The sequence below is a fragment of the Chryseolinea serpens genome, assembly GCF_900129725.1.
GTDB classification, from domain to species: domain Bacteria; phylum Bacteroidota; class Bacteroidia; order Cytophagales; family Cyclobacteriaceae; genus Chryseolinea; species Chryseolinea serpens.
The window spans coordinates 100,563-123,697 of sequence record NZ_FQWQ01000001.1; the positions used below are offsets into that span (position 1 = coordinate 100,563).

The following is a 23,135-nucleotide window of genomic DNA, read 5'->3' on the forward strand; positions in this document are numbered from 1 at the left end:
AGAAATGAAGTGAATAACCCCGGACTTTAGTCCGGGTACATAAGTTGTATCCAATCAAGGTCCACCGACTGGCGGACTGACCACGCCGATGATTGAGCAGACGGCGATACATGCAAAGGGGGAAGTCAGGGCTAAAGCCCGTCATAAATAGGTGTCTGTACCCCGGACTAAAGTCCGGGGTTATTCGGGATATTACCTACACATTAGATTTCCGAACGTAGACCTAAACCCAGGGTTGTTCACTCATCTATTATACCCTTTCCATTCAAAAGATGTGTGGATACACTAGGTCTAAAGGCCGGGGCTATTCAAATACGCTTAATGAGTAGGCGAATGTACAGCAGAGGAGCTAGGGCGTGGGTTATACATCATCATCATGACTTGCGCGTGCATAGACTGGTCAGGCGACGGACTTACTGGTCACCGGATGTCGATTCAGTAAATTCTGACTCCTGAATACAGACTCCCGAGAATGCCGAGAACAGGCTACTGGCTACTGAATACTGGCTACTAATAATGCCGAGAACAAGCTACTGGCTCCCGGCTCCTGGATTCTGGCTCCTGAACACTTCCCCCAAAAAAAAAGCGATGACCAAATCACCGCTTCCTTCAAATAAGGGTTTAGGTTATCAAAAGGCTTAAGCGCCGAAGAGATTTTTTTGAATGTCGGACGCTTTGTTTTCGATGGCTTCTTTTGCATCAGCCAATTTTTCACCTACGTTTTCGGCTACCGATGCTGCGGTGTCCACCACGGCTTCTTTCACTTCAACAGCTTTGTCAGTGGCGGCTTGTGAGATGGCTTTGGCCTTCTTTACCACTTTTTTCTTGATGGATTTTGCCTTGGTCGCTACTGCGCTAACCACTGATTTTTTAGCCGATTTCTTTGCTGCTTTTTTGGGAGCGGCCTTCTTTGCGGCGGATTTCTTAGCAGCCTTCTTGGGGGCGGATTTCTTCTTAGCAGCTTTCTTCGGCGCCGATTTTTTGGCGGCCTTCTTGGCTACTTTTTTAGCGGCCTTCTTCGCCGCTTTCTTTGCAACCTTTTTTGATGATTTCTTAGCTTTTTTTGCCATAGCTATTAATGTTTTAGTACCCAAAAGATAAATATTATATCTCACTTTTCACTATGAAGCATAAAATATTTACGACACTACCCGACGAACGGTGTGTACGGGGGGAGTTGTAACCGTCACATTTTCCCCTCTGAAGATGGTCATAATTGCGCGCGAAGACGGGCGTCTCGCGCGAAAAATTTCACTCCGTCAGATGCGCGCCTGGTAGGTATACAATTCGAAATAGCGGCCCTTCTTGGCGATCAATTCCTCATGCCGGCCGCGCTCGGCGATGGCGCCGTGCTCGACCACCAGGATCTGGTCGGCCTGCCGGATGGTGCTCAGCCGGTGGGCGATCACGAAGGTGGTACGCCCCTGCATGAGGCTTCTCAGGCTTTGCTGGATGAACGTTTCGCTCTCCGTGTCGAGGTTGGAAGTGGCCTCATCCAGGATCAGCACCCGGGGGTCGGCCAGGATAGCGCGGGCGATGGCAATGCGCTGGCGTTGGCCGCCGGAGAGCTTCACGCCCCGTTCGCCGATGACGGTGTCGAGCCCGTTCTCGAATCGATCGGTAAACTCCTGTACATAGGCTGCCCGCACCGCGCTCTGCAGCGCCTCTTCCGAGGCCTGTGGCCGGGGGAAGAGAATGTTCTGACGAATGGTGCCCTCGAACAAAAAGTCGTCTTGCAGGACCACTCCAAGCTGACTGCGATAGCTGTTCAACGACACGCGCGAGAGGTCCAGACCGTCCACGGTGATGGTGCCGCTGTCGGGGGAGATGAAGCTGGCGGCCAACCCCGCGATGGTCGTCTTCCCCGAACCGGAGGTGCCCACCAAGGCCGTCACGCTCCCTGCGGGGGCATGAAAGCTAATGTCATTTAACACGGGTTTGCCGGCTTCATAGGCGAACGAGACGTTGTTGAAAATGATATCCCCTTCGATGCGTTTTGCCTCTATCGTGCGCACGGTCCCATCGTCCTCAGGTGCCATGTTCATCAGTTCTTCGGTGCGGTCCAGGCCGGCAAAGGCCTCGGTGAGCTGGCTGCCGATGTTGCTCATCTGCACGATGGGAGCGATCATAAAACCGAGGAATAACGTGAACGAGAGAAAGTCGCCCAACGTCATCTCGCCTTTGATGATCATCCAGCCGCCGATCCCCATGATCCCGGTGCTAGCCAATCCCAACAGCAGGGTGGCCGAACTGGTGACCAGGCTGGTGGAGGTGAGGCTCTTTCGCACGTTTTGGAAAAGTCGCGTCACCCCGTCTTCAAAGGTCCGGATCTCTTGTGCTTCGGCATTGAACCCCTTGATCACCCGCACGCCGGCCAGTGTCTCGGTGAGCCGGCCCGTGACCTCAGCATTCAGCTTGCTGCGCTCCCGGAAGATGGGCCGGATGTAGGCGAAAGCTTTCAGCGCAATAAAACCAAAGACGAGCACCGGCACCAGCACGTACAAGGTCATGAGGGGACTGATCTTGATGAGAAAGTATAGGGCAATCACCGCCGTGAACAGGCCGCCAACGAGTTGAACCAATCCTGTGCCCACCAGGTTGCGCACACCTTCCACGTCGTTCATGACGCGCGATACGAGGGCACCCGATTTGTTGTTGTCGAAAAAACGGATGGGCAGCCGGAGCAATTGTTTTTGCACCTGGGCACGCAATACGGAAATGAGCCGTTGCGCTTCAACACTCAACAGTTGGGTGAGCAAGTAGGAGGTGACGGCTTGCAGGGCAATGGAAGCGACCACGCCGACGACCAGGAGCTTTAGCATCCGCAGGTCCCCCTTCGTGATCACATCGTCTACCAGCGACTTGCTGGCATAGGGCAGGACCAGGCTGGACAGTCGGCTGATCACAATCAGCAGCAGACCGACGAACAACAAATTCTTTCGGGGCCAGATGATTGTCTTGAAAACATGGGCTATGGTGATCTTGGATTTTACTTTTGGTTCGGGCATAGGTGGCGTTGTGTCTGGAATAACATTAAGGATGTCGTGTGGCATCCCCTTTTTATTTTATCGATCGGAAAAGAAAAAAGGATTGCTCTCCAATCATTCCAGACCTGAACATTAACCGCTGGGGAAAAGTTACGCGCTAAAGTGTGATTATTTCTCCCCACCAAACCGGGTGAAAGCTTCATTCCAAGCCGCGGACAGGCGGCATGATTTTTCACGCTCTTCGTTTGACTTCCTGCGGAAAAAAGACGCTGCCAGTCTCGCTCCCCAAGAAGAAAAAGAAGAGCTGACCTGGCTTTGCCGGTCGGCGCTTCAGCCAAACTAAACGAAAAACTTATGCTGATTAAGAAATGTATGTATGCCCTGGTTTTTGGAATGCTTTTTACCACCGCGCTGCTGGCGCAGGATGCGAAGACCGTTCCAACCAAAACCATTGAAGCCATCCGCGGATCGTGGAAGATCGCCAAGATCATGTCCGGTACCCAGGAGGTGGCGAGGAACCCCACGTCGGGTCAATGGATCGCTTTCCGGTCCGACGGCACCTATGTCAACCATGGCACGGCGCTCGACAGCGGCTCGTATCGCCTCAACGAAAACCAGTCCTCGCTGTACCTGGAGAGCCATGTGAACCCAGGTAAAGATAAGGATTCACCCAAATTGATCACCGAATACAAGATCACGCTTCAAGACGACAGCATGATCCTTCAGCGTAAAAATGAAAAGCCGGCGAAGGGCAAGCACGCCGACAAAATGCAATACTATTACGTGCGGATAGGCGAGGAGACTTCCTCGGTAAAATAAAGAAAGCTGAAAAGGTTAGGCGAGCTACTGTGCGTTATGCGTACAGTAGCTCTTTTTGTTCCGACACTTTTTCGCTGGTGATGTACTCGTCGTACGACATCAGTTTGTCGATGAAGCCGTTCGGGGTGATCTCCACGATGCGGTTGGCCACGGTTTGTGTGAACTCGTGGTCATGCGAGGTGAACAGCACCGTGCCCGGGAAGTCTTTCAGCGCGTTGTTGAACGCCGTGATGGACTCCAGGTCGAGGTGGTTGGTGGGCTCGTCCAGCATCAGCAGATTGCCGCCGGCGAGCATCATCCGGGAGATCATGCAGCGCACTTTCTCGCCTCCGGAGAGCACGTTGCATTTTTTGAAAACTTCTTCTCCCGAGAAAAGCATCTTACCCAGGAAACCCCGCACATACACTTCATCCTTGTTCTCCTCTTCCGCAAACTGGCGCAGCCAATCGATCAGGTTGTCGTCCGATTGGAAGAACTTTTCGTTGTTGCCCGGCAGGTAGGCGGTGGTGATGGTCTGGCCGAATTTGAACTCGCCGCTGGTGGGCTTCAATTCGTTGTTCAGGATCTGGAACAGCGAGGTGATGGCCAGGCTGTCTTTGCTGAGGAAGGCGATCTTGTCGCCTTTGTTGACGTACAGGTCGAGGTTCTTGAACAACACGGTATCGCCCGTGGAGTAGCTGAGGTTTTCGATGTGGAGGATCTGGTCGCCGGCGGTCCGTTTTTGCTGGTAGATGATGGCCGGGTAGCGGCGCGTCGACGGCTGGATGTCGTCCACGTTGATCTTTTCCAACAGCTTGCGGCGGCTGGTAGCCTGGCGCGATTTAGAGGCATTGGCGCTGAAGCGGGCAATGAACTCCTGCAACTCCTTCTTCTTTTCTTCGGCCTTCTTATTGGCCGACGAACGCTGCGACAGGGCCAGCTGGCTGGACTGGTACCAGAACGTATAGTTACCGGTATACAACTTGATGGCGCTGAAGTCGATGTCGACAATGTGGGTACAGACCGTATCCAAAAAGTGACGGTCGTGCGAAACGACGATCACCGTGTTCTTAAATTCGAGCAGGAAATCCTCCAGCCAGGTGATGGTATGAATATCCAGGTCGTTGGTAGGCTCATCGAGGATGAGGATGTCGGGGTTCCCAAAGATGGCTTGCGCCAGGAGGACGCGTACTTTCTGGTTACCGGCAAGCTCTTTCACGAGCCGGTAGTGATCTTCCTCGGCAATGCCCAGGCCGCTCAACAAGGCGGCGGCGTCTGACTGTGCATTCCATCCGTTCATTTCGGCAAACTCGGCTTCGAGGTCCGACGCGCGCATGCCATCGGCTTCCGAGAAATCGGGTTTTTCATAGATGGCGTCTTTTTCCTTCATGACGCTCCACAGTTTGCTGTGGCCCATCATCACCGTGTCGAGCACCGCTATTTCGTCGAACTCATAGTGGTTCTGGCGCAACACGGCCATCCGTTTGCCGGGTTCGATGCTGATGTTTCCGCGCGTGGGATCTACGTCGCCGGCGAGGATTTTCAGGAACGTGGATTTACCGGCACCGTTTGCACCGATCACACCGTAGCAGTTGCCCGGGGTGAATTTGATATTGACTTCGTCGAAGAGAACCCTTTTTCCGAATTGGAGCGATACGTTATTAGCAGCAATCATGATGACTTAAAATGATCAAGCTACAAAGATACGCAAAAGCCTCGTGCGGTCCCTTGCCGGCGCCTTCGATACTTTATTAATTCTGCTATTTTTGCCATAGACCTAACATAAATTTTACAGGAACATGCGCGCACTGAATTTTCTGTTTGTCGCCGGCTTTCTTTTCGCAGGCTCACTCGCGTTAGGGCAGCACCGGCCGCTGGTATTTCAATCCGACTTCGGTCTGAAAGACGGGGCCGTGGGCGCCATGAAAGGGGTGGCCATTTCCGTTTCCGACGACCTGCGGATCTTCGATCTCACCCACGAGATCCCCGCCTATAACATCTGGGAAGCCGCCTATCGTCTCAACCAGGCCGCGCCCTATTGGCCCAAGGGCACCGTGTTTGTTTCCATCGTCGATCCCGGGGTCGGGTCGGACCGTAAATCGGTGGTGCTAAAGACCAAGACCGGCCACTTTGTGGTCACCCCCGACAACGGTACACTCACCCTGGTGGCCGAATCGCTCGGCATCGAAGAGGTCCGGGAAATCGATGAAGCTAAAAACCGGCTGAAGGACAGCAACCAGTCGTACACTTTCCACGGACGCGATGTATATGCCTACACCGGCGCGCGGCTGGCAGCCGGAGTGATCACCTTCGAAGAGGTGGGCCCCAAATTGAGCAACGACGTGGTGCGGGTGGCTTACCAGAAACCGGTCTATGCAAACGGCGAGATCCGTGGCAACATTCCCGTGCTGGACATTCAATACGGCAACGTCTGGACCAACATCGACGGCGCGACGTTTGAAAAGCTGGGGGTTAAAAAAGGCGGATGGATTGGGGTGGAGGTTTATAACGATAAGCGCCTGGTATACGAAGGTAAAGTGCCCTTTGTCAATACCTTTTCCGGGGTCAGGGAAGGGGAGCCTTTGGGATATCTCAACAGCTTGCTCAATTTTTCGCTGGGCATTAACCTGGGAAGTTTTTCGGATAAGTATAAGGTCTTCTCCGGCCCGGAGTGGTCCGTCGTGCTTCGAGCGGCGAAGCCGTGACGGGGGCGAATGTCAGTGGTGTGAGGACGCTTCGGCCTTGGAAAGTCTTGCTTCCCGGATGATGGCCGTCAACACCGTGTTGAGGGCGCGCAGCGTGTCGCCGTCCGATACCTCACCGTTTTTCAGCTTGGCGCGGATAAAGGAGATCAATAAACGCGCATCGTCGGCGACGCGGGCCGACAACGCTTCGAGGATGTAGAGCAATGCGGCGTGCGCTTTTTCGCCACCCGTCGAGGCGGTGATCAACGCTACAGGCTTGTTCACCAGTTCCGCGGAAGATACCGTCCAGTCCAATGCATTTTTCAACGCACCGGGCACGCCGAAAGCATATTCCGGTGTACAGATGAGGATGCCATCGGCAGCGCTCAACTTGTCGCGCAGATCTTGTACCGCGGGCGGTGTTGTTTCGCTGTCGTCGAAGAGCGGCAACTTTCCCATGCCGTCATAGACTTGAAAATCGACCTCGTCCGGCGCAAGCCGTGCCAGGTGCTTCACGACAACGTGATTGGAAGACGTTGCCCGGAGGCTTCCGACCAAAGCGAGGATCTTGATTTCTTTCATGGATGAATTTTTTTTAACGGCTCTCCCTCGCTCAAGCTTCCGCGGGCAAAGCAAAAATGCAAAGGCAACGCAGAGGACACTGCGCGTCGCCTGGTTGTATCAGCGAAAACTTGATGTGTTGTCTAAAAGTTCACGAACGAAACGTCTTCCGTCAGAATGTTCGATATAGGACACTTCAAAAATGAGTTGACCACGCCACCGGATTTAAAGCCTATTATATAATTAAAACTTTGCTCACACAGGAGTAATAACTATTATGCATGTGTAATTGGAGCCTATGCGGGGATTTTACCGGATCACTGTCATTGTATTACTATGTCTGCCCATTTCTCTCGCCGCACAAGGCAAACTCGTCCTCATTGGTGGCGGGTCGGAGAGCGAGGGAGGATGGAGCGACGCGCCCTATCGATGGATCGTTGACCACGCCGCCAACAAAAAGGTGGCCGTCATCAGCTACGCTGACGAAGATAACTTCATCCCCGACTATTTTATTTCCCTCGGTGCAACGGAGGCGACCAATATAAAGATCGATAGCCGCACCGTTGCCGACCTTCAAAGCACCTACGACCAGTTGATGGCCTATGACGGCTTCTTTTTCAAAGGCGGCGATCAATCCATCTACTATACCCAGTTCAAAAACACGAAGACCATGCAGGCCGCCCTCGACAAGTTCTATGCGGGTGGCGTGATGTCGGGCACATCGGCTGGGATGGCCATTTTATCCGGGGTGATGTATACCGCCGAAAAAGGATCGGCATACCCGGACGAGACCCTGGCCAATCTCTATAATAAAGACATCACGCTTGCGGACGATTTCCTGGCCTTCCTTCCCGGATTTCTTTTTGATTCCCATTTTACCGAACGCGGGCGTATAGGCCGCCTGTTGCCCTTTCTTGCCCGATGGTATCTCGACATACACGCGTTGATCACGGGCATTGGCGTGGACGACCGCACAGTCCTTTGCATCGACCCTGATAAAAAAGCCGAAGTGTTCGGAACTGGGACGGTGTCGATCTACAACAGCGCGTCTTACGCAGCTTTTAAAGACGAAATACCGGTGGCCGACTCCATCAACGCGATCCAGCTCCTGCACGGTCATCGCATCGACCTCAAGACATTTGAAGTTCTGGAGGGACCACCCGACGTAGTCTCACCCCAGCCCTATGACGAAACCGGGAATTATGCGGTGGTCCTCAGTGGTGGCGGCGAGGTGAGCAACAACAATGACCTTTTGAACTACCTGGTGAAAGAGAACGGACAACTCCACGACACCGTGGTGGTCGTGACCGCACCCGGAAAAGGCAAGGCGTTTGTTCAAAAAATAAAGGATTTGGGCGGAGGCACAACGCTGGTGGAGACGACGACGGAGGCTAACGACATCAGTCAAATGACGCTGCGCAATATCATCCGCCGGTCAAAAAAAATATTGTTCGTGGAAAACGACAACAGTTTGTTGTTCAATTTTCTTGCCGGGGGACCCACCGGCATCCTGCTCAAGGGCCACATCCGCCGGAATGGGATGGTCATCGCCTTTGCGGGAGAAGACAGTCGCTATGCCGGACGTTCCTTCACGACCAATCACCGCACCGATGGATATGCCGCGTATTACGGCAGGCTTTCCTATCAAAAAGGATTGCGCCTTTTGCCAACGTCGGTCATCATGGCCAATACATTCGATCCCGCCACGACGGACTATTATGAGAATACGACCGCGGCGGTCTCTTATGCAGTAGTGGCCGATAGCGCACGCTATGGCATATACCTCAACAAAAAAAACTTCGTGAAATTCTATCAACAAGACGGGCTCAATCATTTCAAGGCCACGGGCGATCAATCCGTTTTGGTATTGATCAATCGCGGCACGGAGGCCGCCCTGGCATCACAGCCGGTGAACAACGGTGGGCCGGCGCGCGATTATGCCGGATTTGCTTCCATGCAATATGCGCTCTTGAACGGCAGCGCGGTGTTGGACGCCGGCGTCCCCATTCCGTCAACGGACGCACCTTACGCATTTGAGTACCCAGTGGTTGGGGTGGACAGTGAATTCGGGCTTTCTGCGCTTCGCGTCTTTCCGAATCCATCGTCAAGTGGTATATTTAGTTTGTCGCAGGACATTCCCGCATCCCGGAATCTGGAGCTTTCCATTGTGGACATCGTGGGCAGGACGTTACTCGAACAGCATGGCGGCAGCCTGGAGCAGGCCGTCGACCTATCCGGGTTTCCGGATGGTGTATATCTGCTCCGGATCGACAACGGCAAAGAAATTTCTTCTGTGAAGGTGATCAAGCAACGGTAAGGATCACTTCGTCGTTTTTAAGCTTTAAAAAAATATAACATAACTACTATAACGCTACACTAAAACCCCCGATGCTTATGAGGAAAACGCTACTGTTTTTAATTTTTTCATTTTTATCCTGGTGCTCGCTGGCCCAGCAACGCGCGGTTCACGGCAAGGTGACCAGTGCGGACGATGGCACGGGCCAACCCGGGGTAAACGTGGTGGTCAAAGGTACCCCTAGGGGCACCGTGACGGACGCGAATGGTCAATACACCATTGACGCCGCTCCGGACGATATCCTGGTGTTTACGTTCATCGGCATGTTGCCGCAGGAAATTACAGTCGGCACGCGCGAATTGATCGATGTGGCCATGGCAGCTGATATCCGGGAACTCTCGGAAGTGGTGGTGGTGGGGTATGGAACCGAGCAGAAAAGACTGATGACCGAAGCGGTCGGTGTGGTGAAGTCAGACGCGATCAAAGACCTGCCGGTGCCAACGGTCGACGGTGTGTTGCAAGGACAAACTACGGGCGTACAAGTGAGCCAGAATTCGGGTACACCGGGTGGCGCCATGTCGGTTCGCATTCGCGGTAACACGTCACTGAGCGGATCGGGGCAACCGCTTTATGTTATCGATGGTATCCCCATCATTACCGGCGATTATGCGCAGATCGGATATGAAGGGCAGGGCATCAATGCCTTGTCGGACTTGAACCCCAATGATATCGAGTCCATGAGCGTGCTCAAGGATGCTGCGGCGTCTGCGGTGTATGGCGCGCGCGCTTCCAACGGTGTCGTGCTGATTACGACCAAGCGGGGAAAAACGGGGCAATCGTCCGTGAACTTCAATATGTACAAGGGCTTCCAACAAGTGTGGAATCGCCTCGACATGCTGAACGCCGCGCAATGGAGAGATTATCGCAAGGACCTTACCGGCGTAGAACTTCCGGACAACGGCGTGGATGTCGACTGGCAGGATCAGATCTTCCGCACCGCGCCCATGTCGAACTACGAACTATCGACCACGGGGGGAAATGATAAAACAAAATTTTTTATCTCCGGAAATTATTTCGACCAGGACGGTATCATCCTGAGCACGGCGTTCAAACGTCTTAACGGCCGGATAAATGTGGACCACAAGATAAACGACCGGCTGAGCGTCGGAACCAGCATTGGTCTCACCTATTCCAAATCCAACCGCGTGGAAGGTGATGCCTCCCTGCACGGGATACTCCCCAACGGCATCTCTACACCGGCGGTGATCTCGGTATACAATGCCGACGGTTCCTATAACCAGAGCGGCCCGTATTCAAATGCCGTATCGATCGCCAACGAAGCGACCAACGAGAACTTTACCTATCGCACCTTGGGTAACGTATTCGGCGAATACCGCATCCTTCCGGGGTTGACGGTCACCTCCAAGTGGGGTGTGGACTTCTACAACCTCCGTGAACACGCTTTCGAGTTCAATACCGTGCAAGGACAGAAGTACAACGGTCTCGGCTTCGAGACGTATACCAACGTACTCAACATTGTGAGCAACAACATGCTCCGGTACGAGACTTCGTTCGGTCAACACAACCTGGACGTGGTGGCGGGCTATAGCTTTGAGAAAAAAGAAACGCGCAGTTCGTACATGCGCGGTCAGGATTACACCGACGAGAATTTGCAATACATCAATTCAGCGGCTACAAAAGTTGACGTTACAGCCAACGCCCTGGATCACGGCCTGCGTTCGTATTTCAGCCGTTTGAACTACAACTATCATGGCCGATATATGGTATCGCTGTCGGGACGGATCGACGGCTCGTCCAACTTCGGCCCGAACCACAAGAACGGGTTCTTCCCCGCGGCTTCCGTGGCCTGGCGTATCGGCGAAGAGGATTTCATAAAGGACAATCTCTCGGTGATCTCAGAATTCAAGGTTAGGGCGAGCTATGGCTTGCTGGGGAACGAGGACCTGACGCCGTTTTCGTATCAGGCCATGTATGGCACAGCGTCCTATCACGGGGCGCCGGCGATATATCCCTCACAGATCCCCAACCCGGACCTGAAGTGGGAGAGCACCGCCCAGTTCGATGTGGGCCTCGACGCCGGTTTGTTCGAAGACCGCGTCACGGTGTCGTTCGACTATTACAACAAACAAACGAAAGACCTCTTGCAGGCCGCACCGGTGGAGCCCTCGTCAGGCTTCAGTTCGGCATATCAAAATGTGGGTGAGCTCGAAAACAAGGGTATTGAAATCAGCCTGGGCTACAACAATCGCTTTGGCGACCTGCAATGGACCTCGCGGTTGAACGTCTCCGGAAACCGGAACAAGGTGACAAAGCTTTACGGGGGCCAGCCCCTGGATGCCGGTCGTGGCGGAAACCGTATTATGGAAAGACAGCCCATCGGTGTTTTTTATAATTTCAAATCCCTGGGTGTAGATCCCTCAACCGGCGACATCGTTTTTGCCGACACCAATCACGACGGCGAGATCACGACCGATGATCGTACCGTGGTGGGCAACCCCAACCCCAAATTCATTGGCGGGTTCACCAACACGTTCAACTACAAAAATTTTGATCTCAGCGTCTTCCTGCAATGGTCGTATGGGAACGACGTGTTCAACGGATCACGCCTCTACCTGGAGTCGCTGCAGCGTGGCGACAACCAGACCACGGCCGTCCTGCGACGCTGGAAGAAACCGGGCGACATCACCGATGTTCCCCGGGCCACATCCGATCCGGTTGCCGCGGCCAATAACGTACGCGTATCATCGCGCTTCGTCGAGGACGGATCGTACCTGAGGGTAAAGAATGTTACCCTGGGCTATACGTTGCGCAGGAAATTTTCCGACAAGATCATGCTTTCCAGCATTCGCGTGTATGCCAGCGCACAAAACCTCTTTACGTTCACTAACTATGGAGGCCTCGATCCGGAGGTAAACTACAGTGGCAACGACGTTTCGGTGGTGGGAACAGACTTCTTCACGTTCCCGCAAGCCCGTGCCATCACGTTTGGTCTTAACCTTAAATTTTAACGCATGAAAAAGCTATTCATACTCATCATTACATTATTGCCGCTGGCTTCATGCGATGTGCTCAACGTAGAATCGCAAAGCGCGGTGCCGGAAGAGAAGGCGATCAAGGATAAAAAAGGAATCGAAAAAGGGATCCTCGGAGCCTACACGTCGTTCCAGGAACTTGGTTACTACGGCAGGTCCTATATCATCTTCTCGGATCTCGCCGCCGACAATCTTGAACAACCCGTTGACGGAACGGCAGTGAGCTATACGCAAATTGATAACAACGTCGTGTTGCCGGAGAATGCCGGCATCTCCGACATCTGGGCCGCGGGTTATGAAGGCATCAACATTGCCAACAACATCATCGCCAAAGTGCCCGAAATGAGCGACATGACGGATGAAGAAAAGAACCAGGCCTTGGGCGAGCTGTATTTCATACGGGCGTTCAACCACTTCAGTCTCGTGAATTGGTTTGGCGCTATTCCCATCAAGACGCAGCCCACCGCTGGAGCAACGGGATTGGATGTGGCGCGCGACCCCGTGGCCAAAGTGTATGACCAGATCATCGCCGACCTGACATTTGCAGAACAAAACCTGTCGGCCGGTGGTACGAAAGTACGCGCATCAAAATATGCCGCCACGGCCTTGCTGGCGCGTGTGTATCTCTACAAAGGTGACTATGCCAATGCGAAGACCAAGGCTACGGATGTGATCACCAACGGAGGATACGATTTGCTGAACTACGCTGACGTGTTTACGGATGAATCTGCCGAATCGATTTTCGAGATCGACTTTACAGAGCTCAACCGGAACCGCATTGCCGAATACAACTTCCCCAAAACCCTGAATGGAAGAAGGGAAGTGGCGCCGACGGCCTCCCTGCTGGCGTCCTATGAAGCGGGCGATGAACGCTTCTCGGGTTCCATTGCTTTCTCGGGAACGCTGGCCTATGCCATCAAGTATGACGACCTGAGTCTTGGAGCAGACAACGTCATCATTCTTCGGCTGGCAGAAATGTATCTCATTCGCGCAGAAGCGGAAGCCGAACTGCAAGGAAATGTCGGCAACATTCAGAATGACATCAACGTGATCCGGACCAGGGCCAAGCTGCCCGACACACCGGCTTCTTCGTTTGCCGACTTGCTTCGCGCCATTGAAAAGGAGAGACGAGTGGAGTTTGCCTTCGAAGGCCAGCGCTGGTTTGACCTGGTACGCACCGGAAGAGCGGTCGACGTTTTGTTGAGCGTGAACAACGTGAACCAAACGCTTTGGCCCATTCCGTTATCCGAGATCCTGACCAACACAAACCCCGGTATGTCGCAAAACCCCGGCTATTAATAAACTGAACCTGAAAAAAATAACATAGCATATGAAATCAAAGATATACGCATACCTCACGCTCTTCCTGATGTTTGCCTGCGTGCTGTCCTGTAAAGAAGACGATGATGCCGTACCCCAGGCCGCGGCCACGTTCACGGCCGATAAGTCTACGGCGCAAGTGGATGAGAGTATTCAATTCACAAACACCTCTCAAAATGCAACGGCCTTCAAGTGGAGCTTTGGCGATGGCACGACCTCTAAGGAAGTTTCGCCTAAGAAGTCCTATCAATCGTCGGGCACATTCCTGGTGAGCCTGGTGAGCACTGGGGAAGGGGGATCGACGATTTCCAACCTGACGATCACGGTGGTGCCGACATCGGCCTTCACCGTGGAAGGGGAGGACGATTTGATCGCGCTCACGCCGGTTCAATTCACAAACGCATCCAAAGGGGCAACCTCATACTTGTGGTCCTTTGGCAACGAGGCCGGTTCGACCTCTACCGCGGAGAATCCGACGTTTACTTATCTGAAAGCCGGAACGTATAAGGTTACCCTGAAAACGACCAGCGCAGAAGGATCCACCACATATGAAAAGCAGATCACGATAAAAGCAGCCGTTCCGGAAATTTATTTTTCGGAATTGAACAACGACCTTATCAAGAAGCTTGCTTTGGATGGCTCGGGTACAGTCACCAATTTCCTTGATGTCGCCGGAATGTCTGGCGTGGGCCTCGCTTATGACGACGTTCACGGCAAGGTGTACTTCAGCGACTTTGCCACCGCCGATGGAAAGATCTGGAGCGTAAACCTGGACGGTACGGAATTGACTCCTATCGTCGACGGACTTGTTGAGCCTTATGCCATTGCCCTGGACGTGGCCGCCGGAAAAATCTATTGGGTAGACGAGACGGATGCCAATGGTGACGGACATGTTTCGAGAGCTAACCTCGATGGCAGCGACAAAGTGGATATCGTGACGATGGCCGATGCGCAATTCAGAGCCGTTGCCCTCGATCTTAAAAACAACAAAATGTATTTCTACGAAGTGAACAACGAAGACCTTTATATGTCCGACCTGGATGGTGGCAATGCGACGCCGATCATTTCGGGCGTGTATGGCTACGCTATTCTCGTAGACAGCGAACATGACAAGATCTACTTCGATGAGCAGAACGACGCGCAACTGAAACGGGCCAACCTCGATGGCAGCAACGTGGAAATGGTAGACGACAAAGATACCCGCATTTACGGCATGGCCATCGACTCCGAAAAAGATAAATTGTACTGGTCGGGAAGAGACTCGGGTACGATCGAGGAAGCTGATCTGGATGGTGGCAACCAGGTGACGCTGAAGTCAGGCTTGGCAAGTCCACGGGGAATATTCTTAAGAAAATAAGCTACGACGCATGAAGAAGATACTCTATACATTTCTAATCGCGATCGGTCTGGCGGCGACCAACAGTTGCTCCGACGACAGCTTTCCCGTGCCGCCAGCCAGCACGGTGCCGAAGTTCACGTTCACGATCGATAACGATGCTTTTGCTCCGGCGACCGTAACATTCAAAAATGAATCGATTGTTCCGGAAAGAGCCGGAACAGTAGCCTATACGTGGAACTTTGGCGATGGCACATCGTCGACAGAGGAAAATCCGCAACACCATTACACAACTCCGGGTGTGTATCAGGTGAACATGGTGGTGGTAACGGGATCATCACTAGAGATAAATGATACGTCCATTACCGTGGTGGTCAAGGATCCCAATGCTACAGGCGTGCCGTTGTTATTTACGGACGGCAGCACGGTGTTTACGACGCTGGTGAACGATCATTCTCCGGTTGTGGAGAGCACAGAGATCGCGTCCCTGAGCGATTCATATGGTATGGCTATCGATACGACCACGGACAAGGTTTATATCGCGGACTTTGATACGGAAAAAATTTATGTTGCCGATGCAGATGGCAAGAATATGGTGGTGTTCCGTGAAAACATTGGGGATCCCGACGCAGTAACGATCGACTACGATGCCAGGATGCTCTATTGGGATACGTCGACCGGCATACGCCGGACGAGTATTGATCTGACGACCGACCTGGGTGATTTTGAAGATGTTGTCACCGGGCAAGCCAATGATCCCGAAGGCATGGCCGTCGATCCCGTCAACAAGGTCCTTTATTGGAACAACTATTCCGGCAACGTGTGGATGAAGAAATTGGTCGGCGGAACGGAGACGCAAATCGTAACCTCAGGGGGAGGCGCCGGTATGGTGGTGGTGGATGACAGAATCTACTTTGAAACGTGGGACGCTGTTGCCGCAGAAGCCACACTACGGTCGGCCAACCTCGATGGCACGGGAGTATCTACAGTCGCTACTTCGATTACGAGGAGGATCTACGGTATGGCCTATGAGAAGCACGGAAAGAAAATATATTGGGGTGACCGGAACAACGACATCATCATGCGTGCTAACCTGGATGGAAGCGCTGCCGAGCCCTTCTATTCCGGCATAAGCGCTCGCGGGTTGACATTTGGCAGGACCAAGTAACGACAGAATAGGATAAGAATGAGCAGTGCAGTCGCTGCTCATTCTTTGTTTTATATCTCGCCGCCGTCAATCCGGTCCTTCGCGATCTGTTTATTTTCGGCGATGTGCTAATATCAAACCCTAAAAAGCAACACTTTTTTTTCCGATTAGGATATTGTAACCCCATCAACATGAAAATTACCCATTTGAGAATAATGGCCGTTCTTTTGGTATTGTTATTCTTTCAGGAGGCAAATGCGCAAACGAAGAGCGCACGTGGCAAACTCTTTATCATCGGCGGAGGCTCACGTTCTGACGCCATGGTGGATCGCATTATCAAAGAGGCCGGTCTGCAACAAGGAGGCTACGGCATCATCCTCCCCATGTCAAGCGAGGATCCTGACTCAGCGGTCTACTATGCCAATCAACAATTCATCAAGCAAGGTATACGGACAGTGTATGGCGTCATCTTCCGCAAGGGGCAAACCTACAGTGCCCAAAAGTTGGATTCGGTCAGGAACGCAAAGCTCATTTACATTTCCGGCGGCGACCAGGTGCGGTTCATGGGTGTGGTGCAGGGTACCGATATTGAAAAAGCCATACATGACGCTTACAACAAAGGATGCCTTGTTGGGGGCACCAGCGCAGGGGCTGCAGTCATGAGCAAGATCATGATCACCGGCAACGAACTGAAACACCCCGACTACGCTTCGACGTTCCGCAACATCGAACCCGCCAACATCGAGACCAAACCCGGTTTGGGTTTCATCGAGAACGCCATCATCGATCAACACTTTGTAAAGCGAAGCCGCTATAACCGGTTGATCAGCGCCATTATCGAATTCCCGGAAGCCAAAGGCATCGGCATTGATGAGGCGACAGCTATTCTCGTCTCGGGCAACACCGCCGAAGTGGTGGGGGATTCGCAGGTGATTGTGTTTGAAAATCCAAAGCGATCTAAAATAGAGAAGGGAGGCAAGCTGAGTGCCAAGGGGATTGTGATGAACATTTACCTGGCAGGGGAGACCTTCAGCTTGAAGTAGGCTGGATTTTTTACCGCTCACCTTCGCTAAAGCTTTGGCGAGCGATGAAAGGCGTAAAGACGCAAGGAGAGGCGCAAAGAGGATTTGTGGTGCTGTGTGTTGCGGGGAAAACATTGTATCTTCACTCACCCTAACGCAACATTGCCATGAAAACAAAAATTGTCACCCTCATTTTATTCAGCCTTATGACGCTCACCAATTTTGCCCAAACCAAATTGAAAGTCGGCGACAAAGCCCCCGACTTCACCGCCACCGACCAGGACAACAAAACCATCACCCTCTCTTCCTACAAAGGCAAGAAAGTGGTCCTCTATTTCTACCCGAAAGATCAAACCCCGGGCTGCACCGAAGAAGCCTGCAACCTCCGCGACAACATCGCCGAACTTGGCGACGCCGGCTATGTCGTGCTGGGCGTCAGCACCGATGATGAGCTTTCACACAAAGAATTCCAAAAGAAATACAACCTCCCGTTTTCACTCGTAGCCGACAAAGACAAATCCATCAACCAGAAATACGGCGTCTGGGTGGAAAAAGAACGCGAAGGCAAAAAGTTCATGGGAACAGCGCGGACGACGTTTTTGATTGATGAGAAAGGGGTGATTACGAGTGTTATTGACAAGGTGGATACGAAGGGACATGCTTCGCAGATATTGAAACTCTAAAATTTAGAGGGACAGATGTCGGAATTCAGGAGCCAGAATCCAGGAGTCAGGAGCCAGAATTTAGTAGTCAGTAGCAAGTATTAAGTAGCCAGCAGCGGCGCTGTGAATTCAAGATTTTTGCATTGATTATAATGATTTAAAATAGTCACCTCATGCCGATCAGATTTCCTGATGACATCCCTAACAAACTCTGACCACGGAATGGCGAATGCTGGCTACTGACTACTGACTACTAGCTACTGACTACTGACTACTAAATTCTGGCTCCTAGCTCCTGAACTCAAATTTTTAACTCCTGGCTCCTGGCTTCTGGCTCCTGGCTCCTCTTTCTTCAACCCCTCCAAAAAATCGATAAACTCATTCAACACCACATCATTCAGCCGATACTTCAAATTCCTTCCTTCTTTCTCTGCTAAGATCAGATCGTTGTCCGTGAGTTGCTTAATATGGTGACATATCGATGGCTGTTTCAAGTCGATGATGTCCATGATGTCGACGCAATACAGACAGTCGTCTTGCTTTTTGATCTCTTGCAGGATCAGCAGCCGGTTGGGATCGGCGAGCGCCTTCGCGATTTTTTCAGCCTTCTTGGGATTCATACAGCCTCTGTTTCAGTTCAAAATTAATATTTATTTATTTAAATACGTCAATTCGTTAAAAGAGTTGAGTTTCTGAGGTTTAGGGTGGACCATACACACAAGGACAAGCGGGTGCAATCGTTGTCGAGCGGCGCTTGCGCGCTGTGCCCGGGGAAAAATTTTCGAATTTTTATAACCCTGGAACTAAAACTTACGTAGAACGATTTATAGAAATATTTAAATATATCAATGCAAAGATTTTTACTCAACCTAAAACAAGTTTGCCATGAAACACAAAAACGCTCCCCACCTGTATTGTAGTCACCGAACGCCTGCCGCATCGTGCTGTCAGGAAGAAGCCCTAGGCTGTTAATTTTTTTACTCAGATATCAACTATTACAAATAATCATTTAAAGTCACCATGAAAAGTACATACAATCGTCATCGCATTGCCGGTGTCTGGTCGTTGCTGGGATTCGTTTTTGTATCCGCAATTTTGGCCGGATGCTATTCGCAGGCTGCCGAAAACAAGGCCGCTGCTCCATCCAAATCCATCCCCGTCGGCACGCCGGTCGACGCCGTAGTCATTCAACCCGGCGTGGTAAAAGAGTCACTGGAAGTAACCGGTACGCTGGTGGCCAATCAGCATGTGGACCTGGTGAGTGAGCTTACGCGCAAAGTGATCCGTGTCAACGTGAAGGAGGGCAGCTTTGTAAAACAAGGTACGCTGCTGTTCCAATTGGACGACGCCGACCTGCAAGCGCAACTCGAGCGTTTCCGTCAGCAACAAAAACTTGCTCAATTGAATGAAAAGCGGTTGAAAGACCTGATCGATCACGACGCCGTCATTCAACAAGACTACGACGAAGCCTTGACCAACCTGAAAGTGCTTGACGCTCAAATCCAGGAATTGGAAGTCACCATCAACAAAACCCGCATCGTGGCGCCTTTCGACGGCCAGGTGGGAATGATCAACATCCACACCGGAGCCATTGTGTCGGTGAACACGTTGCTCACCAGCATCGAAGACAACAGTGTTGTGAAGGTCGAATTCTCCGTGCCTGAAAAATATAGCCGCATCATTGTGGAAGGCAGCGAGCAAACGTTCACCATCGCGTCCGATGACAAAGAACACACCGCTCGTGTTGTAGCACGCGAATCCAGCCTGGATGAAGCTACGCGCACGTTGCGTGTTCGCGCTGTCGCCGCGAATCCTGGTCACATTTTGCTGGCCGGTCAGAGTGCCCGATTGAACCTTGCCCTGAACACATCGGGTGAAGCACTCAGTGTTTCGTCACAGGCGCTGATGCCTTCGTCGCAAGGTTATAACTTATATGTAGCACGGAAGAATATGGTCACCCTGGTGCCCGTGCAAATCGGTCAGCGCAGTGCTGCATCGGTGGAAATTCTTTCGGGTCTGCATCAAGGCGATACCGTCATCACCAGCAACTTGCTGCGCCTCGTGCCCGGTGTGCCGGTGCATTTCGTATCGCTGAAATAATTTACCCTTTCTTTTTTTACAGTAATTCCAAGACTTACAAATGAGTGCTATTTCACAAATCAGTATATCGCGGCCGGTTTTGGCTGGCGTAATGTCGGTGTTGCTCGTCCTGTTTGGGATCGTGGGCTACACCTTGCTGGGAACGCGGGAGTATCCCGTGACGGATTCGCCCATTGTAACGGTGACCACCGTTTATCCCGGGGCCAGCGCCGACATCATTGCGTCGCAGGTAACCAAACCACTGGAAGAGGCCATCGCAGAAGCCAACGGCATCCGCGCGCTGTCTTCCACATCCAGAGAACAAGTTAGTATCATCACCGTTGAATTTAACCTTGATGCCGACCTCGAGGCGGCTGCCAACGACGTGCGCGACAAAGTATCGAAGTCACGTCAACAGTTGCCCTCCGACATCGAACCTACCATCGTAGAAAAAACAGGTCCCCCGGATTTCCTCGTGTTCCTCACGGTACAGAGCGACACCAAGAGCCTGGAAGATGTGACGGACTTTGTTAACATCAACATCAAAGAAAGATTGCAATCCATTCCTGGCGTACGCCTTGTAGATAGCTATGCCGGCCGCAAGCGCTCCATGCGTCTTCGCATGGATCCCGTGAAGCTCGCGTCTTATAAGTTGACACCCTCCGATGTTCAAAATGCCCTGCAACGCGAAAACGTGGATCTTCCCAGCGGCCGCATCGAAGGCGAGAACACCGAAGTGACCCTTCGCACATCGGGCCGCCTCGTCACGGAGGATGACTTCAACAACATGATCGTCCGGGAGCAAGAAGGTGCCATTGTCCGTTTCAAGGACATCGGTTCCGCCATCATGTCATCGCAGAACGAGCGCACGGCCATGATCGTAGGAGAGGGGAATACCGCTCGCTACGGTGTGGGAACGGGTGTGCAACCCCAACGGGGTGCAAACTCCCTGGCGATCGTGGACGAGTTTACAAAACGCTTTGACGAAATCGTTAAAAGCGCGCCCAAAGAATATATCATTTCGTTAGGTAAGGATTTTACTGTGCCCGTGCGCAACTCCCTGAATGAAGTAGAAGAAACCTTGCTGCTGGCCTTCGGACTGGTTGCCCTCATCATCTTCATCTTCCTTCGCGACTGGCGCAGCACGCTGATCCCCCTTGTGGCCATTCCGGTTTCCATCATCGCCGCGTTCTTTATCATGTACATCGGCGATTTCTCCATCAACGTGTTGACTTTGCTGGGTTTGGTGTTGGCGATCGGGTTGGTGGTGGATGACGCCATCGTGGTGTTGGAAAATATTTATAGCAAGATCGAGCAGGGTATGAGTCCTATCGAGGCTGCGCGTAAAGGATCGGACGAGATTTACTTCGCCGTTATTTCCACGACCATTACGCTGGCGGCCGTGTTCCTGCCCATCCTGTTCCTCGGTGGTATCACCGGTCGATTGTTCAAGGAGTTTGCTGTAGTCGTGGCCGGTTCAGTACTCGTGTCGGCATTCGTGGCCCTTACCTTGTCGCCGATGATGAGCGCCTACTTGTTGAAGCGCAACGCATCGCAAGGATGGTTCTACCGGAAAACCGAACCTTGGTTTGAAGCTTTGAACCGTGGGTATGAAAGATCATTGCATGCCTTCTTTAAATTCCGTTGGCTCGGCTTCATCGCGTTGATCGGTTCGTTTGCCATCGCCTATTTCTTGTTGCCCTCGTTGCCATCAGAACTCGCGCCATTGGAAGATCGCTCGATGATCGGTCTGGCTGTGATCGCGCCGGAAGGCACCTCTTATGAAAGCATGGAGGAAACCATGAAAGAGATCAACATGTATGTGTCCGACTCTGTACCGGACTTGAATGGTAACCGGACCTACGCCGGCATCGCCGCTTCCATTGGCACGTTGGTGCAACCCGTGAACGGTGGTTTCCAATGGGTCTTTTTAAAAGATCCCAAGGATCGCAAGAGCGGCTTGTCGCAGCAACAGATCTACCAAAAGCTGGTGGCGGCTTCTGGAAAATTCCGGAACGTGATCATCATCCCCATCCAAATCCCTACCATCGGCGGGTTCTCGAGCTCACAACCCCTGCAGTATGTGGTGCAGGCGCCCGACCTGAAGAGCCTCATGGATGTGATGCCGAAACTGATGGGTCAGGTATATCAAAGCCAGAAGCTCAGCTTCCAGGACCCTGACTTTAAGATCAACCGCCCGGAGATCGGCATCACCATCGATCGTGACCGTGCAGCCCAGGCGGGTATCTCCACACAGGAAGTGGGTCGCACGCTGCAATTGGCCTTGAGTGGCAGACGCTATGGATACTTTATCTTCAACGACCGTCAATACGAAGTGATTGGCCAGTTGGATCGTCGCGAGCGTGCGGCGCCGGCTGATTTGCGTTCACTGTTCCTCAAAGCGAGCAATGGCGAAATGGTGTCGCTGGACAACCTGGTGAAGTTGAATGAAACCGTGAGTCCGCCGGCCATCTATCGCTACAATCAATCGTACAGTGCCACCATATCGGCAACGCCCGCACCCGGTGTAAGTTTGGGTGAGGCGATCGCTGAAATGGATGTGATCACCAAAAAAGTGTTGCCCGCGGGTTTCAGCACGACATTGGCCGGCCAAAGCCGCGACTATGCGGAGAGCAGCTCGAGTTTGATCTTTGCCTTCATCTTTGCGATCGTGCTCATCTACCTGGTTTTGGCTGCTCAGTTCGAAAGCCTCATCGACCCGTTCATCATCCTGTTGACGGTGCCCATGGCGCTGACGGGCGCGTTGCTGAGCTTGTGGCTCACCGGGCAGTCCATCAACATCTTTAGTGAGATCGGCATTATCATGCTCATCGGGTTGATCACCAAGAACGGTATCCTCATCGTGGAGTTTGCCAATCAGCGGAAGGAAGAAGGGGAGTCGGTTACGGATGCTGTGTTGCATGCTGCCGGTTCGCGTTTCCGTCCGATCTTGATGACGACGCTGGCCATGATCTTTGGCACGTTGCCCATCGCGTTGTCGCTGGGCACGTCGTCGGGTAGCCGTCAGTCGTTGGGCATCGCGGTGGTCGGCGGGTTGGTTTTTGCCGGTCTGCTCACGCTCTACGTGATCCCTTCGGTATACTCTTATTTCTCACGACCCTATGCGAAGAAAGCTGAGCCGCACCCCGGACCATCCCAAACCGGCACGGAAGAAGTAGTCGTCGCCTGA

At 52.5% G+C, this 23,135-nt stretch carries 16 protein-coding genes; 11 read left to right on the plus strand and 5 right to left on the minus strand.

The annotated features are described in order from the left end of the window. Nucleotides 1–638: 638 nt before the first annotated feature. Both BUB30_RS34995 and BUB30_RS00355 read right to left on the minus strand, forming a co-directional pair. Nucleotides 639–1,094 (minus strand): hypothetical protein, encoded by a 456-nt coding sequence (locus tag BUB30_RS34995; protein ID WP_178376978.1) that lies wholly within the window; start codon nt 1,092–1,094, stop codon nt 639–641. A gap of 165 nt (nt 1,095–1,259) precedes the next feature. After that, nucleotides 1,260–3,008 carry an ABC transporter ATP-binding protein gene (locus BUB30_RS00355; protein ID WP_073129782.1) on the minus strand — a complete coding sequence of 583 codons (1,749 nt, stop codon included), beginning with the start codon at nt 3,006–3,008 and terminating at the stop codon, nt 1,260–1,262. 333 nt (nt 3,009–3,341) lie between these two features. Here BUB30_RS00355 and BUB30_RS00360 point away from each other — a divergent pair, with 333 nt between their 5' ends. Continuing rightward, entirely contained in the window at nt 3,342–3,806 is a 465-nt protein-coding gene (locus tag BUB30_RS00360; protein WP_143164702.1) for a hypothetical protein, read from the plus strand. A 34-nt stretch (nt 3,807–3,840) separates the two neighbouring features. Here the strand turns inward: BUB30_RS00360 and BUB30_RS00365 are convergent, their stop codons facing one another. Further along, nucleotides 3,841–5,460 carry an ABC-F family ATP-binding cassette domain-containing protein gene (locus BUB30_RS00365; RefSeq protein WP_073129785.1) on the minus strand — a complete coding sequence of 540 codons (1,620 nt, stop codon included), beginning with the start codon at nt 5,458–5,460 and terminating at the stop codon, nt 3,841–3,843. A gap of 124 nt (nt 5,461–5,584) precedes the next feature. On the opposite strand from BUB30_RS00365, the gene BUB30_RS00370 reads away from it, so the two are divergent. Further along, the gene (locus tag BUB30_RS00370; RefSeq protein ID WP_073129787.1) at nt 5,585–6,490 is read left to right on the plus strand and encodes an SAM hydrolase/SAM-dependent halogenase family protein; all 906 of its coding nucleotides are present in this window, start codon (nt 5,585–5,587) and stop codon (nt 6,488–6,490) included. A 12-nt stretch (nt 6,491–6,502) separates the two neighbouring features. Here BUB30_RS00370 and BUB30_RS00375 read toward each other — a convergent pair whose 3' ends face one another. Next, complete coding sequence (locus tag BUB30_RS00375; protein WP_073129788.1) at nt 6,503–7,051, minus strand: NADPH-dependent FMN reductase; 549 nt, start codon at nt 7,049–7,051, stop codon at nt 6,503–6,505. A 277-nt stretch (nt 7,052–7,328) separates the two neighbouring features. On the opposite strand from BUB30_RS00375, the gene BUB30_RS00380 reads away from it, so the two are divergent. The 7 genes from BUB30_RS00380 to bcp all read left to right on the plus strand — a co-directional run bounded on the left by BUB30_RS00380 (nt 7,329) and on the right by bcp (nt 17,887). Then, the gene (locus BUB30_RS00380) at nt 7,329–9,347 is read left to right on the plus strand and encodes a T9SS type A sorting domain-containing protein (RefSeq protein ID WP_073129790.1); all 2,019 of its coding nucleotides are present in this window, start codon (nt 7,329–7,331) and stop codon (nt 9,345–9,347) included. 77 nt (nt 9,348–9,424) lie between these two features. Further along, entirely contained in the window at nt 9,425–12,355 is a 2,931-nt protein-coding gene (locus BUB30_RS00385) for a SusC/RagA family TonB-linked outer membrane protein (RefSeq protein ID WP_073129791.1), read from the plus strand. A 3-nt stretch (nt 12,356–12,358) separates the two neighbouring features. Beyond that, entirely contained in the window at nt 12,359–13,678 is a 1,320-nt protein-coding gene (locus BUB30_RS00390) for a RagB/SusD family nutrient uptake outer membrane protein (protein WP_073129793.1), read from the plus strand. Between the two features lie 31 nt (nt 13,679–13,709). After that, nucleotides 13,710–15,056, plus strand: coding sequence for a PKD domain-containing protein (locus BUB30_RS00395; protein ID WP_073129794.1), 1,347 nt, complete (start codon nt 13,710–13,712; stop codon nt 15,054–15,056). Nucleotides 15,057–15,066: 10 nt separating this feature from the next. After that, nucleotides 15,067–16,203, plus strand: a complete 1,137-nt coding sequence (locus BUB30_RS35000) for a PKD domain-containing protein (RefSeq protein ID WP_073129796.1) — start codon at nt 15,067–15,069, stop codon at nt 16,201–16,203. Nucleotides 16,204–16,373: 170 nt separating this feature from the next. Next, complete coding sequence (locus BUB30_RS00405) at nt 16,374–17,225, plus strand: cyanophycinase (protein ID WP_073129798.1); 852 nt, start codon at nt 16,374–16,376, stop codon at nt 17,223–17,225. A gap of 185 nt (nt 17,226–17,410) precedes the next feature. Continuing rightward, entirely contained in the window at nt 17,411–17,887 is a 477-nt protein-coding gene (gene bcp, locus BUB30_RS00410) for a thioredoxin-dependent thiol peroxidase (protein WP_073134594.1), read from the plus strand. Nucleotides 17,888–18,123: 236 nt separating this feature from the next. On the opposite strand, the gene BUB30_RS00415 is transcribed toward bcp, so the two are convergent. After that, complete coding sequence (locus tag BUB30_RS00415) at nt 18,124–18,486, minus strand: ArsR/SmtB family transcription factor (RefSeq protein ID WP_073129800.1); 363 nt, start codon at nt 18,484–18,486, stop codon at nt 18,124–18,126. A 400-nt stretch (nt 18,487–18,886) separates the two neighbouring features. Between BUB30_RS00415 and BUB30_RS00420 the strand changes: the two genes are divergently transcribed. Beyond that, nucleotides 18,887–19,966: an efflux RND transporter periplasmic adaptor subunit gene (locus tag BUB30_RS00420; RefSeq protein ID WP_073129802.1), complete on the plus strand. Its 1,080-nt coding sequence runs from the start codon at nt 18,887–18,889 to the stop codon at nt 19,964–19,966. Between the two features lie 40 nt (nt 19,967–20,006). Then, a complete protein-coding gene (locus tag BUB30_RS00425; protein ID WP_073129803.1) occupies nt 20,007–23,135 on the plus strand; it encodes an efflux RND transporter permease subunit in 3,129 nt (1,042 codons plus the stop codon).

Coding starts and splice junctions, on each gene's coding strand:
- BUB30_RS00355 (WP_073129782.1), bottom strand. CDS start 3,008: ATGCCCGAACCAAAAGTAAAATCCAAGATCACCATAGCCCATGTTTTC.
- BUB30_RS00360 (WP_143164702.1), top strand. CDS start 3,342: ATGCTGATTAAGAAATGTATGTATGCCCTGGTTTTTGGAATGCTTTTT.
- BUB30_RS00365 (WP_073129785.1), bottom strand. CDS start 5,460: ATGATTGCTGCTAATAACGTATCGCTCCAATTCGGAAAAAGGGTTCTC.
- BUB30_RS00370 (WP_073129787.1), top strand. CDS start 5,585: ATGCGCGCACTGAATTTTCTGTTTGTCGCCGGCTTTCTTTTCGCAGGC.
- BUB30_RS00375 (WP_073129788.1), bottom strand. CDS start 7,051: ATGAAAGAAATCAAGATCCTCGCTTTGGTCGGAAGCCTCCGGGCAACG.
- BUB30_RS00380 (WP_073129790.1), top strand. CDS start 7,329: ATGCGGGGATTTTACCGGATCACTGTCATTGTATTACTATGTCTGCCC.
- BUB30_RS00385 (WP_073129791.1), top strand. CDS start 9,425: ATGAGGAAAACGCTACTGTTTTTAATTTTTTCATTTTTATCCTGGTGC.
- BUB30_RS00390 (WP_073129793.1), top strand. CDS start 12,359: ATGAAAAAGCTATTCATACTCATCATTACATTATTGCCGCTGGCTTCA.
- BUB30_RS00395 (WP_073129794.1), top strand. CDS start 13,710: ATGAAATCAAAGATATACGCATACCTCACGCTCTTCCTGATGTTTGCC.
- BUB30_RS35000 (WP_073129796.1), top strand. CDS start 15,067: ATGAAGAAGATACTCTATACATTTCTAATCGCGATCGGTCTGGCGGCG.
- BUB30_RS00405 (WP_073129798.1), top strand. CDS start 16,374: ATGAAAATTACCCATTTGAGAATAATGGCCGTTCTTTTGGTATTGTTA.
- bcp (WP_073134594.1), top strand. CDS start 17,411: ATGACGCTCACCAATTTTGCCCAAACCAAATTGAAAGTCGGCGACAAA.
- BUB30_RS00415 (WP_073129800.1), bottom strand. CDS start 18,486: ATGAATCCCAAGAAGGCTGAAAAAATCGCGAAGGCGCTCGCCGATCCC.
- BUB30_RS00420 (WP_073129802.1), top strand. CDS start 18,887: ATGAAAAGTACATACAATCGTCATCGCATTGCCGGTGTCTGGTCGTTG.
- BUB30_RS00425 (WP_073129803.1), top strand. CDS start 20,007: ATGAGTGCTATTTCACAAATCAGTATATCGCGGCCGGTTTTGGCTGGC.